Origin of the sequence: Hydrogenophaga sp. UC242_50, assembly GCF_042697355.1 — a bacterium.
Classification (GTDB): Bacteria; Pseudomonadota; Gammaproteobacteria; order Burkholderiales; family Burkholderiaceae_C; genus Hydrogenophaga.
The window spans coordinates 1,026,342-1,040,291 of record NZ_CP170553.1 but is presented as its reverse complement, the minus strand read 5'-3'; the positions used below and the strand labels follow the sequence as shown (position 1 = coordinate 1,040,291).

General features: G+C 65.3%; 13 protein-coding genes and 2 pseudogenes. 6 read left to right on the top strand and 9 right to left on the bottom strand.

Annotated features, from left to right (window positions below; all coding sequences use genetic code 11):
• Window positions 1-22 precede the first annotated feature (22 nt).
• Entirely contained in the window at window positions 23-1,246 is a 1,224-nt protein-coding gene (locus ACFJGX_RS05350; RefSeq protein WP_382322409.1) for an FAD binding domain-containing protein, read from the bottom strand.
• 23 nt (window positions 1,247-1,269) lie between these two features.
• Window positions 1,270-1,747 (bottom strand): annotated as a pseudogene (locus ACFJGX_RS05345) (VOC family protein).
• A 247-nt stretch (window positions 1,748-1,994) separates the two neighbouring features.
• On the opposite strand from ACFJGX_RS05345, the gene ACFJGX_RS05340 reads away from it, so the two are divergent.
• From ACFJGX_RS05340 to ACFJGX_RS05315, 6 genes are all read left to right on the top strand, one after another.
• Window positions 1,995-3,206: an ABC transporter substrate-binding protein gene (locus ACFJGX_RS05340; RefSeq protein ID WP_382322411.1), complete on the top strand. Its 1,212-nt coding sequence runs from the start codon at window positions 1,995-1,997 to the stop codon at window positions 3,204-3,206.
• Between the two features lie 75 nt (window positions 3,207-3,281).
• Window positions 3,282-4,157 (top strand): branched-chain amino acid ABC transporter permease, encoded by an 876-nt coding sequence (locus ACFJGX_RS05335; RefSeq protein WP_382325792.1) that lies wholly within the window; start codon window positions 3,282-3,284, stop codon window positions 4,155-4,157.
• Entirely contained in the window at window positions 4,154-5,161 is a 1,008-nt protein-coding gene (locus ACFJGX_RS05330) for a branched-chain amino acid ABC transporter permease (protein WP_382322412.1), read from the top strand. The genes ACFJGX_RS05335 and ACFJGX_RS05330 overlap by 4 nt, the downstream gene beginning before the upstream one ends.
• On the top strand, window positions 5,151-5,903 hold the full coding sequence (locus ACFJGX_RS05325; RefSeq protein WP_382322413.1) for an ABC transporter ATP-binding protein: 753 nt from the start codon (window positions 5,151-5,153) through the stop codon (window positions 5,901-5,903). The genes ACFJGX_RS05330 and ACFJGX_RS05325 overlap by 11 nt, the downstream gene beginning before the upstream one ends.
• Window positions 5,904-5,909: 6 nt before the next feature.
• A complete protein-coding gene (locus ACFJGX_RS05320; protein ID WP_382327930.1) occupies window positions 5,910-6,614 on the top strand; it encodes an ABC transporter ATP-binding protein in 705 nt (234 codons plus the stop codon).
• A gap of 160 nt (window positions 6,615-6,774) precedes the next feature.
• The gene (locus tag ACFJGX_RS05315; RefSeq protein ID WP_382327928.1) at window positions 6,775-7,365 is read left to right on the top strand and encodes a TetR/AcrR family transcriptional regulator; all 591 of its coding nucleotides are present in this window, start codon (window positions 6,775-6,777) and stop codon (window positions 7,363-7,365) included.
• Between the two features lie 36 nt (window positions 7,366-7,401).
• Here the strand turns inward: ACFJGX_RS05315 and ACFJGX_RS05310 are convergent, their stop codons facing one another.
• The 7 genes and pseudogenes from ACFJGX_RS05310 to ACFJGX_RS05280 all read right to left on the bottom strand — a co-directional run bounded on the left by ACFJGX_RS05310 (window position 7,402) and on the right by ACFJGX_RS05280 (window position 13,950).
• Window positions 7,402-8,712 (bottom strand): amidohydrolase family protein, encoded by a 1,311-nt coding sequence (locus ACFJGX_RS05310; protein WP_382322416.1) that lies wholly within the window; start codon window positions 8,710-8,712, stop codon window positions 7,402-7,404.
• Window positions 8,709-9,551 (bottom strand): ATP-binding cassette domain-containing protein, encoded by an 843-nt coding sequence (locus tag ACFJGX_RS05305; protein ID WP_382322417.1) that lies wholly within the window; start codon window positions 9,549-9,551, stop codon window positions 8,709-8,711. The genes ACFJGX_RS05310 and ACFJGX_RS05305 overlap by 4 nt, the downstream gene beginning before the upstream one ends.
• Window positions 9,535-9,720 (bottom strand): oligopeptide/dipeptide ABC transporter ATP-binding protein, encoded by a 186-nt coding sequence (locus tag ACFJGX_RS05300; RefSeq protein WP_382328608.1) that lies wholly within the window; start codon window positions 9,718-9,720, stop codon window positions 9,535-9,537. Before ACFJGX_RS05300 ends, ACFJGX_RS05305 begins: the two co-directional genes overlap by 17 nt.
• A pseudogene (locus ACFJGX_RS05295) lies at window positions 9,697-10,544 on the bottom strand (ABC transporter ATP-binding protein); the annotation flags it as partial. The gene ACFJGX_RS05300 and the pseudogene ACFJGX_RS05295, both read right to left, overlap by 24 nt.
• Complete coding sequence (locus ACFJGX_RS05290) at window positions 10,541-11,392, bottom strand: ABC transporter permease (protein WP_382322419.1); 852 nt, start codon at window positions 11,390-11,392, stop codon at window positions 10,541-10,543. The gene ACFJGX_RS05290 and the pseudogene ACFJGX_RS05295, both read right to left, overlap by 4 nt.
• The gene (locus ACFJGX_RS05285; protein ID WP_382327926.1) at window positions 11,389-12,366 is read right to left on the bottom strand and encodes an ABC transporter permease; all 978 of its coding nucleotides are present in this window, start codon (window positions 12,364-12,366) and stop codon (window positions 11,389-11,391) included. Before ACFJGX_RS05285 ends, ACFJGX_RS05290 begins: the two co-directional genes overlap by 4 nt.
• A gap of 3 nt (window positions 12,367-12,369) precedes the next feature.
• Window positions 12,370-13,950, bottom strand: a complete 1,581-nt coding sequence (locus ACFJGX_RS05280) for an ABC transporter substrate-binding protein (protein WP_382322421.1) — start codon at window positions 13,948-13,950, stop codon at window positions 12,370-12,372.

The window sequence follows — 13,950 nt, the reverse complement described above, 5'->3', positions numbered from 1 at the left end:
AGATCGAAGTGCCCGATGGCACCTAGGCTTCATGCGCCACGGGCGAAACAGCCGTCTCCCGCATGACCGCTTCGGTGGACCGATACCGCTCCGCCATTTCACGCTCGTGCGCGGTCAGCAACTGGGCTTGCATGTAGGCGCCCAGGGCACGCGCGTGCCCGACGATGAATTCACCAAAGGCGCGGCGCTCCTGGTCGTAGGCTTGCAGCGCAGACGCGACGCTTGAAGCCCCCGACAGGGCGCGCACCAGCGCGACCGCATCGCCCCCGGCCTTCGTGACGCCCATGCCACAGTGCGGACGCGCCACGAAGGCGGCATCCCCCAGCAAGGCCACGCGCCCAAACGACAGCTGCGAGCTCTCCAGGTCGAAGATCGGCTGGAAGAAGAGCGACTCGGTCTTCTCAACCACTTCGGCGAACTGCGGCGCGAGCACTTCGCGAGCCGCCTGGCGCGCCTGGGCAAGGATCGAGGCGCGGATCAGCGGCGGAGGGATGCCGTCGGACCACACCTTCCCGGTCGAATCGGTCACCATGTCTTTGAGCGTGGTGGACTCTTCGGCGGGGCGGTACCACACGAAATTGAAGCGGCGCGTACCCGTCTTCACCGAGTTGTTCTTGCCCGCGACGGGGTAGGCAATCATCTGCTCCTGGGGAGGCAACCCGAACGCGAAGTACGGAAAGAGCTCCTGGAGCGTTCGCTCGGACAGGGCGGCCTCCTCGACGAGCCCCCTCCACGCGATATAGCCCGCATACATAGGCCTGGCTTGCGGCAGCAGGCTGCTTCGCACGGCTGAGCGAACGCCGTCGGCCGCCACCAGCAATGCCGCACGGGCTTCGGACCCATCCGAGAACGACGCCGTGACGCCATGTTCGTCCTGCGCAAACGATGCCAGTTGCTTGCCGTTGTGATAGCGGTCCTCGGGAAATGCCGACTTCAGAACGCTGTAGAGCCGGCCCCAAGCCGTCAGGATCTGGGGCAAGGGCTGCTTGCGCTGCACCGAGCCATCCAGATTGAGCGTGACCCGCTCCTGCACAGAGATGCCAATGGTGTCATCGATGGACACACCCGCCATCGCCAGCGCGGTCATGAGTTCGGGATGCGTCACGATGCCCGCGCCACGTCCTTCCAGTGCTTCGGCCACCCGCTCGTAGACGTGAACGTCCCAGCCCGCGCGGTGCAGCATGTTGGCCGCCAGAAGCCCTCCCAAAGACCCACCGATGACGATGGCGGATTTGGATGTTTGCATGGTTGTCTCCTTGTGAAACCGGGTCACCGACCGCCGCTGTGACGGCCCTGATCGGCATCGGCCCTGGCAGGCGCCTCGCTGGCGGGGAAGTTGATTTCGACGGTCAAGCCTGAAGGCTCTTCAACAAACACCTGGTGCAGCCCCAGGCTGGGAACGGTGCGCTCGCGATACGCCAGGCCGGCGGCCTTCAACCGACGGTGCATGCCGGGCAGGTCCGTGCGCCAGGAAGGCCACGTGATCGACCGCGCCGCTTCCATGGAGCGAGGCTTGTGGCTTGTCGCCCAAGTATTCCACCAGGCCCGCCTGATCGTCCGGATCCATCCCGATGATGTGCACCACCCCGTAGTCGGACTCGTCCCCACCTTGGTAGAGCCAGATCCCCGGGAACTGGAACGGCGGTCGAAACCCCTCCCTGAACCCCATCACGTCGACATAGAAACGCCTGGTCGCCTCCATGTCGGTGGTTCGTATCGAGAAGTGAGCCAGCTTGCTGATCGCCATATGAATATCTCGCCCTTTAAGTTATCGATGGATAAATAGTATCCGAAAACGAAGAGCCTGCGCAAGAGGCGACGCATCCACGACGACAACAGGCATGGCTTTCCTGCAAAGATTTACAGAGAAGTACTGCGACGGCTTCACGGACTAGGGTTTTCACCATGTATTTATCAATCGAAAAATAGTTGAATTCACCACTCAAATGATCACTCGATCAATATCGCCCCGTTCAACACCCACAGGAGGCCCTATGCCCAGAATCCTCTCCCTCTCCCATCTCGCTGGTTGCCTGCTGGCGGGTCTGGGCCTTCTGTCGGGCGCGGTCGGCGCCCAGACGATCAAGATCGGTCTGCCGATTCCCTTGACTGGGCCCTACGGCGCGGAAGCCAAGGACCAGGCGCGCAACGCCGAACTCGCGGTCAAAGAGTTCAACGCAGCAGGCGGGCTGGGTGGCCGCCAGGCCGAGCTGCTCGTGCGCGACGACAAGCTCAACCCGGGAGAAGCCGCGACACGCACACTCGAACTGCTCGAGAAAGACGGCGCCCACTTCATCGTAGGAGGGCTGTCCGCAGCGACCCAGCTGTCCATCAACAACGTGACCAGACAGCGCAAGGTGGTGTACATCTCGATCAGCCAGTCCGATGTCATCAACGAGGCTTCCGACGCAAGCCCCTACACCTTCCACGAGGCCCTCAATCCGCACATGACCACGCAGGCCGTGGGTCGCTACGTGTTCAAGAAGGGCATGCGGGTCGCCTTCCTGACGGCGGACTACGCCTACGGCCATGAGATGACGCGGGGGTTCACGCGGGTCGCACGCGAGATGGGCGCGGAGGTGGTGGGTGAGGTCAAGCACCCCCTGGGCCACCAGGACTACTCGGCGTTCCTGCCCCGCATTCAGGCGATGAAGCCCGACGTGCTCATCTTCAACAACTTCGGGAACGACAACCGCATCGCCATCAAGCAGGCGGGCGATTTCGGCATGAAGAAGGGGATGCAGTTCGTCACGCCCATCCTCACCTACACCGCGCGGGTGGCCGGCGGTGCCTCCACCTACGAAGGTGTGATCGGCGGGACCCAGTACTTCTGGGAGATTGAAGACAAGACGCCGAGCGCCAAGGCGTTCAACACCGCATTCAAGGCTGCCAACGAGAATCGCTACCCGTCCGACTACGGGGCGATGGCCTATTCGGCCGTCAAGAGCCTGCTGATCGCCGTCAAGAACGCAGGCAGCACCCAAAGCGAGGCGGTCGCCGCTGCGCTCTCGCAGCTCAGGTACGACACCTACAAGGGACCGCAGTACTACCGGGCATGCGATCGCCAATCGGTCCAGTCGGTGCTGGTCATCCAGTCCAACAGCAAGGAAGCCGGGGATCCCTCCGATGTCTTCCAGGTTCTGCACGTCGAGCCCGGCAGCGAGAAACTCCTGCGCAGCTGCCAGGAACTGGGCCACAAGGGCTAAACAGGACCGGACGCCGCAACCCGGCCGCGCATGGCGCGGCCGGCGGCAGATCCCATCCAGGCAAAACCCATGGAAATCACCTTCGACCTTTTGGCACTCCAGTTGTTCACGGGCTTGGCGCTGGGCGCCATCTACGTGCTGCTTGCCGTCGGGCTCTCGCTCATATTCGGCATGCTCACGGTCGTGAACTTCGCGCATGGCGCTTTCTTCATGCTCGGGGCCTACATCGGCGTATTCGCCGCAGAGAAAACCGGCAGCTTCTGGCTCGCGCTGCTCATTGCGCCCGTGGTGGTCGCCTCCTTCGGGATGGCTTGCGAGCGCTGGCTGATCCGCCCGCTCTACGGTCGGGGCATCGACTATCCCTTGCTGCTCACTTTCGGCCTGGCCTACATGATGGTCGAAGCGGTTCGCATGGTCTGGGGGAAATCGGGCCTGCCGTTTGACACCCCCGAACTGCTGCAAGGTGCGACGGATCTGGGCTTTGCCCAGTTTCCGACGTACCGCCTCTTCGTCATCGGTGTGGTGGCGGTCCTGATCGCCTCTTTGTGGCTGCTGATCGAAAAGACGCCGTTCGGCCTCATCGTCCGCGCTGGCGCGCGCGACCCGGTGATCGTGCGGGTGCTGGGCATCGACGTGTCGCGCGTGTGGCTGGTCGTGTTTGGCGTGGGCACCGGCATCGCGGCACTGGCCGGGGTGCTTTCCGCCCCGCTTCAGGGCGTCTCGCCCGAGATGGGCACCTCCGTGCTCACCGTGGCGTTCGTGGTCACCGTGGTCGGCGGCATGGGCTCCCTGATGGGCGCCGTGGTGGCCGGCCTTCTGGTGGGGGTCGTTGAAAGCATGGCCGTGCTGTTCTTCCCCGAGGCCGCCAAGGTGTCCATGTTCCTGATCATGGCCACCGTGCTGCTCATCCGCCCCCAGGGCTTGTTCGGCCGCGCCGGGCTGATGTCATGAAAGACCTTCCGATGCATACGTCTGTGTCACCTTCGAGCGCGCCTGCACCAGGCACGCTGCGCCGCATTCTCGGGCTTGTCGAAAGGCATCGGGTGTTGGCGACGGCAGTGTTCTTTGCCGTGTTCCCCCTGTTGATGCCCTACGAGTCCGTCGCGATCAACATCCTGATCTACGGCCTGTACGCGGTGGGCTTCAACCTGCTCTTTGGCTACACAGGCCTGCTTTCGTTCGGGCACGCGGCCTTTCTCGGCGTGGGGGCCTACACCGCAGGCATTCTGATCTCCCAGCACCAGGTGAGCTGGTGGCTCGCCGTGCCGGCGGCCATCGCGATGAGTAGCCTGGTGGCACTGCTGATGGGCTTGCTGGCCATCCGCACCCGCGGCATCTATTTCGCGATGGTGACGCTGGCGCTGTCCCAATGCGTCTACTTCCTCGTCTATCAACTCCCGGCATCGGGCGGGGAGAACGGTCTTCGAGGCGTCAACGTGGCCGAGATCTCCTTGCCCGGCATGACGATCAACCTGCTGGACCCGGTTCAGAAGTACTTCTTCATGTTCGGCTTCGTGGTGTTGGCCATGTGGCTGCTGTCGCGGATTCTGGCGTCGCCCTTTGGCGGCGCGATCGAAGCGGTCCGCGAGAACGAGGCGCGCGCCCGGGCCTGCGGCTTCGACATCGAGCGCACCAAGCTGCTGGCCTTCGTGCTTTCAGCGGGCTTTTGCGGGCTGGCCGGTGCGCTTAACGCCATTCACCTGGGCAGTGTCCCCATCGAAACGCTTCACTACGCCACCTCCGGCATGGTCGTGATGCTGTGCCTCCTGGGTGGCATGGGCACCTACTTCGGTCCCTTCGTCGGAGCGGCATTGTTCCTGCTGATCCAGGACCGCGCCTCTGCATGGACCGAGCACTGGCAGATGATCGTCGGGGCGGTCTTCATCTTCTTCGTCCTGTTCTTCCCCAGGGGCGTGTGGGGAACCCTTCTTCAAAAGTTGAACCATGGCCGCTGAACCCATCATCGAAACCCAGTCCGTCGGCAAGGTGTTCGGCGGCTTCAAGGCGCTGACCAATGTGAGCGTGAAGGTGCAAGCCGGCATCCTCACTTCCATCATCGGGCCCAATGGCGCCGGCAAGAGCACGTTCTTCAACCTGCTGTCGGGCGCCTTCGCCCCCAGCGCGGGGCGGGTGCTGTTCCAAGGGCGCGACATCACGGGCATGCGCGCGCACGAGTTTGCGCACATCGGCATCGCCAAATCCTTCCAGATCACCAACCTGTTTCCCAACTTCACCGCCCTGGAGAACGTGCGCATCGCCCTGCAGGCCCACGTCTGCCGCTACGCGCTGTGGCGCAGGCGATCGGATCTGCAAGGCTTGACCGAGAAAAGCATGAGCCTGCTCGAGACCGTCGGCCTGGCACCGCGCGCCCGGCACCTCGCGCGTGAACTCGCCCACGGCCAGCAACGCGCGCTGGAGATCGCCGTGGCACTGGCGGCCGATCCGAAGTTGCTGCTGATGGACGAGCCCACCGCCGGGATGAGCCCCGAGGAGACCCAGGTGATGATGGCGCTCATCCGAAAGCTGGTCGGGGAGCGCTCGGTCGTCCTGGTGGAGCACAAGATGAAGATGGTGATGGGCATCAGCGAGCGCATCGTGGTGCTTCATCACGGAGAGCTGATTGCCGAAGGCCGGCCGGAGGACATCCGCTCCAACGAGCTCGTCAAGCGCGTGTACCTGGGACAGGGGAACCACTGATTGCGCATGCTCGAAGTCACCCAATTGAATGCCTGGTACGGCAGCAGCCATGTGCTGCAAGGCGTCAGCCTCGAAGTGGGCCAAGGCGAGCTGGTGTGCCTGATCGGCCGCAATGGCGCGGGCAAGACCACCACCGTCAAGAGCATCTGCGGCCTCATGCAGAAGGTCAGCGGCTCGGTGAAGTTCGACGGTGCCGAGCTCCTTGCCGTGCCGGCGCACCGTCGCTTCGCCATGGGCCTGGCCTATGTGCCCGAAGAGCGCAGGATCGTGCCGGGCCTGACGGTGCGGGAAAACATCCGCCTCGGCCTCCTGGCCTCGCCCATGCGAGGGCGGGAGGCGCAGGTCATCGAGGAAATCGCCGAGACCTTTCCCCGCCTCAAGGAGCGGCTGGACCAGCAGGCCGTCACGATGTCTGGCGGCGAGCAGCAGATGCTGGCGATCGCGCGAGCGGTCGCGGCCAAGCCCAAGATGGTGCTGCTCGACGAGCCCTCGGAAGGCATCATGCCGGTCCTGGTCGATGAAATGTTCGAGTACTTCGCTGCTTTGAAAAAGGCCGGTGTGACGATCCTGCTGATCGAGCAGAACGTGGGCCTAGCACTGAGGATCGCGGACCGCGCCTACATCCTGGACCAGGGCGAGCTCGTCTACAGCGGCTCGGCGCAGGCGATGCTGGCCGACCAGGCCATCCAAGAGCGGTATTGCGCGGTGTGAGCAAGTGATAATTAGCCGATCTCCTGCTTTCTCGTCCAGCTGCAACCATGACCGACAAGCGCGCCCCCCGGACCCCTCCAGCCGCCCCCCCGCGGCAGCGCCTGCCGAGCGCACCGCACCCAGGCGGCGCCTGGCCCCGGAAGACCGGGAGCACGAGATCGTGCAGCGCGCCGTGGCCTTCTTCGCCAGCCACGGATTCGCCGCGAGCACACGCGATCTGGCCAAGGAGCTCGATATCACGCAGCCGCTGCTCTATCGGTACTTCCCCAACAAGGAGGCGCTGATCGACCGGGTGTATGAAGAAGTCTTTATTCGGCGCTGGAATCCCGAGTGGGAGGAGTGGCTGGCCGACCGCTCGCTGACGCTGAAGGAGCGCCTGTGCCGCTACCTCAAGGACTACGGCCGCTTTGTGCTGCGCAGCGAGTGGGTCCGGATCTTCATCTACGCTGGCCTGAGCCGCGGCGGCATCAACCAGAAATACCTGGCCCGGCTGCGCGAGCGGCACTTCATGGTGATCGCCAGCGAACTCCGGCGCGAGTACGGCATTCCCGAACCGAGGGACGAATCGGAGCTGGAAGACGAGCTCGACCTCATCTGGGCGATGCACTCCAGCGTCTTCTACATCGGCGTGCGCAAGTGGATATATGAGCTGCCCACGCCGAAGAACCTCGACCGGGTCATCGATCTGCGCGTGGAGGCCTTCTTGCGCGGCGTGCCTGCCGTCCTGTCGGAAGAGCGGCGCGCACGCTAGCGCGCACGGGGGCGGGCGCGCACCAGGCCCACCCCGTCACGCCGCGCCGATCAATCTCTGCCGCGCCTCGTCCGCGAGGCGGTGCGCCCGCTGCGCATCGAAGCCCAGGACGCGCCCACCCCGGACGCGAACCACCCCGTCGACCAGCACGGTGTCGATGTCGCGCGCGCTGGCCTGCAGCAATACATAGGCGCAGGGATCGCCCGCCGCACCACCGAATGCATCCTTGCGCACGAGCACGATGTCTGCCCGCTTGCCGACGGCGATCGAGCCGATGCGGTCGGCCATTCCCAGCACGGTCGCGGCCTCGAGGGTGGCACTGCGCAGCAGGTCGCGCGGTCGAAATAGCGGCATGCCCTCGGCCGGCGCCGGCCGCCGCGTGGCGACCGGTGCGCGCTCACGCGCGACGCACCCGTCGATGTAGCCCTGCACATGAAAGAGGTACCGAAGCTGCTGGAGCGTGTCCGATGCCACGTGGCAGGGCACGTCGCATCCGTAGACCACGGGTACGCCCATTAAGCGCGCGCGCCGCACCACGTCGGCCGGCGTGCCCTGGACGTCGGCCGACGGGGTGAAACACAGCGGCATCCCGGCGCTGGCGATGGCCTGGAGCTCCCCGTCGGTGATCAGGTTGCCGTGGATCGCCAGCAGGTCGGGGCCCAGAAGACCGTCGGCGAGCAGTTGGTCAATGTCGTTGGCCGCGTTGACGTGAATGCAGCTCATCGCCCCGTGTTCGCGCGCGAAGGCCAGTTGCGCGGACAGCCCCGGTGCGCCAACGGACTCGATGCCGAAATGGACGCTCGTCATGCCCGCCGCTTCGTGGAACCGCTGGAAGATCTGCGCCGCATCGGCAAAGCGGGCGCGCGCGCTGGCAAAGCCGTCAGGCTGCTCGTTCATGAACGAGTAGGTGAAGACGTGCCGGATGCCCGACTCCTTCAACCCGGCGATGGCCGCCTCCGCGTCCCCGGGCCTGGCGATGTTGTGGCAGTAGTCAACCACCGTGGTGGTGCCGCATGACAGAAGTTCCGAGCCGCCGATCCAGCCGCCACGGTGGTTGTCCTGCGCGCAAAAGCGCCGCCGCAGCGGCAGCAGTTCGCCGAAATACCGGCCGCCCCAGAGGTCGGGAACCCAGTTGCGCAACACGGTTTGCCACAGGCAGGTGTGCGCATCGATGATGCCGGGAAGCGCGATGCAGCCCGAGGCATCGATCACCTGCGCATCCGCCGCCGGCAGCGCCGGACCGATCGCGACGATCTCGCCGTCCTGCACCAGGATGTCGGCAGCGGGCAGGTCGCCCGCTTCGTCCATGGTCACCACATCGGCCTGGCGCAGGAGCAGCCTGCTCATGCCGGGGCACCCGCGAGTTGCAGCCTCGCCCTGGCCGGGTCCGCCATCGGGCTGCTGGCCAAGAGGGTCTTCGTGTAAGCGTGCTCTGGAGCGGCAAACAGCGCCTCGCTGGCCGCCAGCTCGACCATGCAGCCCTTGTGCATCACGCCCACGCGGTCGGCGATCTGCCTCACCACGGCCAGGTCGTGTGCGATGAACACGTAGGTGAGCTGGAACTCGGCCTGCAGATCCATCATGAGGTTGATCACTTGCGCCTGCACCGACACGTCCAGCGCGGACACGGGCTCATCGGCCACGATCAGATCGGGCTGCACGGCGAGCGCGCGCGCGATGCCGATGCGCTGGCGCTGACCACCCGAGAACTCGCGCGGATACAGATCCAGGCTGCGCGCCGGCAGACCGCACGCGTCAAGCAGGCGGCGCGCGCGGTCTTCTGCGGCCTGCCCCTGCGCCACGCCAAAATTGCGCATGGGTTCGAGCAAGGCATCGCGCACCGTCATGCGGGGGTTGAGAGAGGAATACGGGTCCTGAAACACCATCTGCATGCGGCGCCACACCGCGCGCTTTCGGGCGCCGGAACCGCCGTGGACGTCCTGCCCATCGAGCAGCACCTGACCCCGGGTCGGCGCCAACAGGCCCGCGATCATTCTTCCCAGCGTGGACTTGCCGGACCCGGACTCTCCCACAATGCCGAGCGTTTCACCGCGGTGCACCTCCAGGCTCACCTCATCGACAGCGCGAAAAACGCCAGACGAACCCCAGCCTCGCGCGGCGAAGTCCCGGCCGGCGCCGTTCACCTGCAGCAGCGGGCGCGTCACCCTGTCATTGGCGAACGGCATGTGTCTTCTCCTGTAGGTCGGGCCTCACCCAGCACGCCACGCTGTGGAACTCATCCGCTTCGACCCGAGTGGGCTCCTGCGTGCGGCACTGGTCGGTGGCGTGGCTGCAACGGGGCGCGAACCGGCAGCCCGCCGGCGGCGCCGCTAGGTCCGGCGCCTGGCCGGGAATGGCCGCGAGCCGTTCTCCCCGGGGAAATCCAGGCGAGGGACGGCATTGAGCAGCGCCCAGGTGTAGGGATGCCGGGGCGCAGAGAAGATGGCGTCCACCGGCCCTTCCTCCACGATGCGGCCGGAATACATCACCGCGACGCGGTCGCAGAGACTGGCGACCACACCCATGTTGTGCGTGATGAAGAGCACGGCGGTCTGCGAGTCCTGGTTCAACGCGCGCAACAGTCGCAGGATCTGCAGCTGCACGGTGACGTCAAGCGCTGTCGTCGGCTCGTCGGCGATCAGCAGCCTGGGTGCGTTCGCAATGCCCATGGCGATCATCGCCCGCTGGCGCATGCCGCCCGAGAACTCGTGCGGGTACTGGCGCGCCCGCTCGACAGGGTTGCCAATGCCCACCCGGGTGAGAAGCTCCCGCGCCTTTGCCCAAGCAGTGCGGCGCGCCACCGGTTGATGCAACTCGATGGCCTCTGATAGTTGGGCTCCCACGCGCAACACCGGGTTGAGCGAGGTCATCGGGTCCTGAAACACCATCGACAGATCACCACCGCGAAGTCTGCGCATGGCGGCGGCGTCAAGCGTCAGCAGGTCCTGCGCCCCGAGGCGAATCCGGCCCCGCGCCACCCGTGCCACGGCAGGCAGAAGCCGCATGATCGACTTGGCGAGCAATGACTTCCCCGAGCCGGACTCGCCGACCACGCCCACGATCTCCCCGGCGCGGATCTGAAGCGAAACGCCTTGCAAGGCCGAGAATGCGCGCCCACCGGGGGCGGCGATATCGATGTGAAGATCGTCCACATCCAGAATCGTGTTCAGATCCGTCATGAGGTGCTCGCGGAGTCGCCGTGCGCGGCACGGATGCCGTCGCCTAGCAGATTGAGGCCGAGGATGGTGAGGGAGAGCGCCAGGCCCGGGAAGGTCGAGATCCACCAGCCATCGCGGATGAACAACTGGCCTTGCTGCAACAGCAGTCCCCAACTCGGGTGAGCCACATCGCCCAGACCGAGGAAGCTGATGAACGACTCCAGCAGGATGGCCGATCCCGCCTGCAGGGAAGCGCTCACGGCAATGATGGGCACCACGTTGGGAAGGATGTGGCGGCCGATCACACGAAATGTGGATGCGCCGCCCATGATCGCCGCCAGCACGAACTCTTCCTTGCGCAGCACCAGCACCTGGGCACGCACCACGCGCGCAGTGGCCGGCCAGCTGAGCAGGCCCAGCACCAGGATGATCTTCCAGATGCCCGAGCCCACCAGGGCCACCACGATCAGCGCCAGAAAGAACCGGGGAATGATCTGGAAGGCTTCGGTCACGCGCATGACGATGGCATCGAAAGTCCCGCCCAGGTAACCGCAGGCCGCTCCGACGGCCACGCCGATCAACACCGCGATCAACGCACTGAATGTGCCCACCATCAAAGAGATCTGCCCGCCGTGGGCCACCCGGGCGAGCACATCGCGCCCCAGGTCGTCGGTGCCCAGCCAGTGAGTCGCGCCCGGGGGCTCCCGCAAGGCTTCGCTCATGGTCGATGGCGAGTGCTGCAGCATCCCGGCGACCACAGTGCACAGCAGCACGGCCGCCAGCAGCAGGAGCAGGCCCGTTCGGCCCGACGGGTTGAGCGCGCGCCAGACCGGCCAGGGCCTCGCGTGGGTGGCATTCACCGCGGTCATCGGGCGGTCCTCGGATCGAGCACCGACACCAGCGCGTCGGTGATCATGTTGGCCAGCACCACCATCACGGAGGTGAAGATGAAGCAACCCGTGAGCAGCGGAAAGTCGCGCCTAAAAATGGCATCGAAGAAAAGCCGCCCCAGACCCGGCCAGCCAAAGACGATTTCGGTGACCACCGATCCCGCCAGCAAAAAGCCGAACTCCAGGCCCAGCACGGTGACGGTGGTGACCAGCGCATTCGGCAAGGCATGGCGCCACAACACCCGCGCCGGGCTGGCGCCTTTGGCCCGGGCCACCGTCACATAGTCCTGGCGCAGCGCCTGCACCATGGCCGCGCGGGTGAAGCGGGTGACGATGGCCAATTCGAACAGCACCAGGCTGGTGACAGGCAGCACCATGTGGCGAACGCGGTCCACCAACAACTCGAACCCCTCGAAGGACTCGCGTGCCGACCCCATGCCGTTGCTGGGCAGCCAACCCAGCCAGACCGAAAAGGCCAGGATCAGCAACTGCCCGATCCAGAACGCCGGCATCGAGTAGCCCGCCAGCGACAAGGTGGTGACCGCCGTGTCGGCGGCCGTTGCGGGGCGCGAGGCGGCGAGGACCGCCAGCGACACCCCGATGACGCTCGCGATGGCCAGGCTGGTGAGGGTGAGCAGGAAGGTGACCGGCGCATGCGCAAGGATCAGTTCTGCCACTGGCTTGCGGAAGTAGATCGACGTCCCGAGGTCCCCCTGCAAGGCCGAACCCACGTAGATGGCGAGCTGCTTGGGCACGGGCTCGTCAAGGTGGTACTGCGTGCGGATCTTCTCCAGGAACTCGGGCGCTGGCGCATCACCGGCCAGCAGCACCGCCGGATCGGTGGGCGACAGTCTGATCAGGACAAAGGTCAGCACCACGATCGCCATCACCACGGGGACGGCCATCATCATGCGACGGCCGATGGCGATCGCCAGGTGGGCAGGCGCGCTCATGGTTCAGACCGGCCTTGCGCGAGCGAAGCTCTCTTTGCTGCCGTCGGCGACATCGAAGACGCCGCTGACCATCCGCGCGTTGTAGGCCTCCGCGCCGCGGTAGGAAAACAGCGGCAGGATGGGCAGGTCGGCCCAGATCTTCTGCTGGATCTGCTCGTAGACCGCCTTTCGCTTCTCCGGGTCGACGGCCTGCTTTTCCTGCTCGAACAGCTTGTCGACTTCGGCATTGCGGTAGCCGCTGTTGTTGGTGAAGGGCCGCGCTGGCGTGAAGATGCTGGCCGAGTTGTACAGGCGCTCCACGCCAATGGCCGGATCGGGCCCGAGCAGGTAGCTGTCGATGATCAGATCGAATTCACCGTCCGTGTAGCCCTTCTGCATAAGCAGTGCGCGCTCCATCGGAACGATCTCGATCGAGATACCCACGGCCATCAGGTTCTGCCGGACGATGTCGGCCATGCGCACGGCACGCGTGTCCGAATTGGGAAAGAGCAGGCGCAGGCCGAAGCGCCGGCCATCGACCGCCTTGAACCCCGCTTCATCCAGCAGCCGCTTGGCGCGTTCGACGTCGAGTGGGTAGTCGGCGACGTTCCTGCTGGCCAGCTTGAGCACCCCCGGCACGGGGCCGATCACCGGATCGGCCAGCCCCGGCATGACCGTGTTGCGGATGAAGCTGCGATCAATGACGTGGGCCAGGGCGTGGCGCACCTGCACCTTGGACAGCTGGGACGAGCGCAGGTTGAAGGTGCAGAGGTAGGTCGGCGCCGCCTGACCGGTCGAGGCGATCTTGATGTGGGGCAGCCGGCTCACACGGCGCACCTCCGTCGTGGGCAGGGCGAACGTGTTCAGCATGTCGATCTCGCCGTTTTCGAGCGCCGCGACACGGGCCGCACCATCGGGCATGACACGCAGGACGAGCTCGTCAAATGCGGGTTGGCCCGGAATGTAGAAGTTCGGATTGCGGCGATACACCAGGCGGTCGCCCACCTTGTTGTCCACCAGCATGAAAGGACCGGTCCCAACGGGTTTTCGGTTGTGCGGGTTCTGCACCGGATCCTGGTTCGCCCACAGGTGTCTGGGCAGGATCGCGGCGATGGACACCGTGGAGGCGCTCAGCACGAAGGGATTGGGCCGATCGAACCGCAACACGACCGTGCGTGGGTCGACGACATCGACCACGCTGAGCGCCGCGAACGCATTGCGCCCCCACGGATGCAGCTTGCGGGTGATGTTCTCCAGCGAGAACTTCACGTCCTCCGCACTGAAGGGCGCCCCGTCGTGCCACTTGACGTTCTGGCGCAGGCGGAAGGTGTACGCCCTGTTGTCGGGACTGACCTCCCATGACTCGGCGAGATCGGGGTGCACGTCCCCTTTCGCATCCATCCAGGTGAGGGCGCTGTAGACCGGGCAACCGGCGGTGAAGCTGGAGATCACCGTGGTCAACGCGGGGTTGATGCTCGCAGGGTCTTCTTCGATGGCGCCGATGAGGCGCCGGGTTTTCTGCGCGAAGACTTCGTTCAGGCTGACGGTGGAAAGCGCAATGCCGGAACCGGTGCGCTTGAGGAAGAGGCGGCGATCAATCGTCAT

What these genes read in the sequence shown, in the direction of transcription:
- ACFJGX_RS05350 (WP_382322409.1), bottom strand. Translation starts at nt 1,246, where the DNA reads ATGCAAACATCCAAATCCGCCATCGTCATCGGTGGGTCTTTGGGAGGG.
- ACFJGX_RS05340 (WP_382322411.1), top strand. Translation starts at nt 1,995, where the DNA reads ATGCCCAGAATCCTCTCCCTCTCCCATCTCGCTGGTTGCCTGCTGGCG.
- ACFJGX_RS05330 (WP_382322412.1), top strand. Translation starts at nt 4,154, where the DNA reads ATGAAAGACCTTCCGATGCATACGTCTGTGTCACCTTCGAGCGCGCCT.
- ACFJGX_RS05325 (WP_382322413.1), top strand. Translation starts at nt 5,151, where the DNA reads ATGGCCGCTGAACCCATCATCGAAACCCAGTCCGTCGGCAAGGTGTTC.
- ACFJGX_RS05320 (WP_382327930.1), top strand. Translation starts at nt 5,910, where the DNA reads ATGCTCGAAGTCACCCAATTGAATGCCTGGTACGGCAGCAGCCATGTG.
- ACFJGX_RS05310 (WP_382322416.1), bottom strand. Translation starts at nt 8,712, where the DNA reads ATGAGCAGGCTGCTCCTGCGCCAGGCCGATGTGGTGACCATGGACGAA.
- ACFJGX_RS05305 (WP_382322417.1), bottom strand. Translation starts at nt 9,551, where the DNA reads ATGCCGTTCGCCAATGACAGGGTGACGCGCCCGCTGCTGCAGGTGAAC.
- ACFJGX_RS05290 (WP_382322419.1), bottom strand. Translation starts at nt 11,392, where the DNA reads ATGACCGCGGTGAATGCCACCCACGCGAGGCCCTGGCCGGTCTGGCGC.
- ACFJGX_RS05285 (WP_382327926.1), bottom strand. Translation starts at nt 12,366, where the DNA reads ATGAGCGCGCCTGCCCACCTGGCGATCGCCATCGGCCGTCGCATGATG.
- ACFJGX_RS05280 (WP_382322421.1), bottom strand. Translation starts at nt 13,950, where the DNA reads ATGACGATTGATCGCCGCCTCTTCCTCAAGCGCACCGGTTCCGGCATT.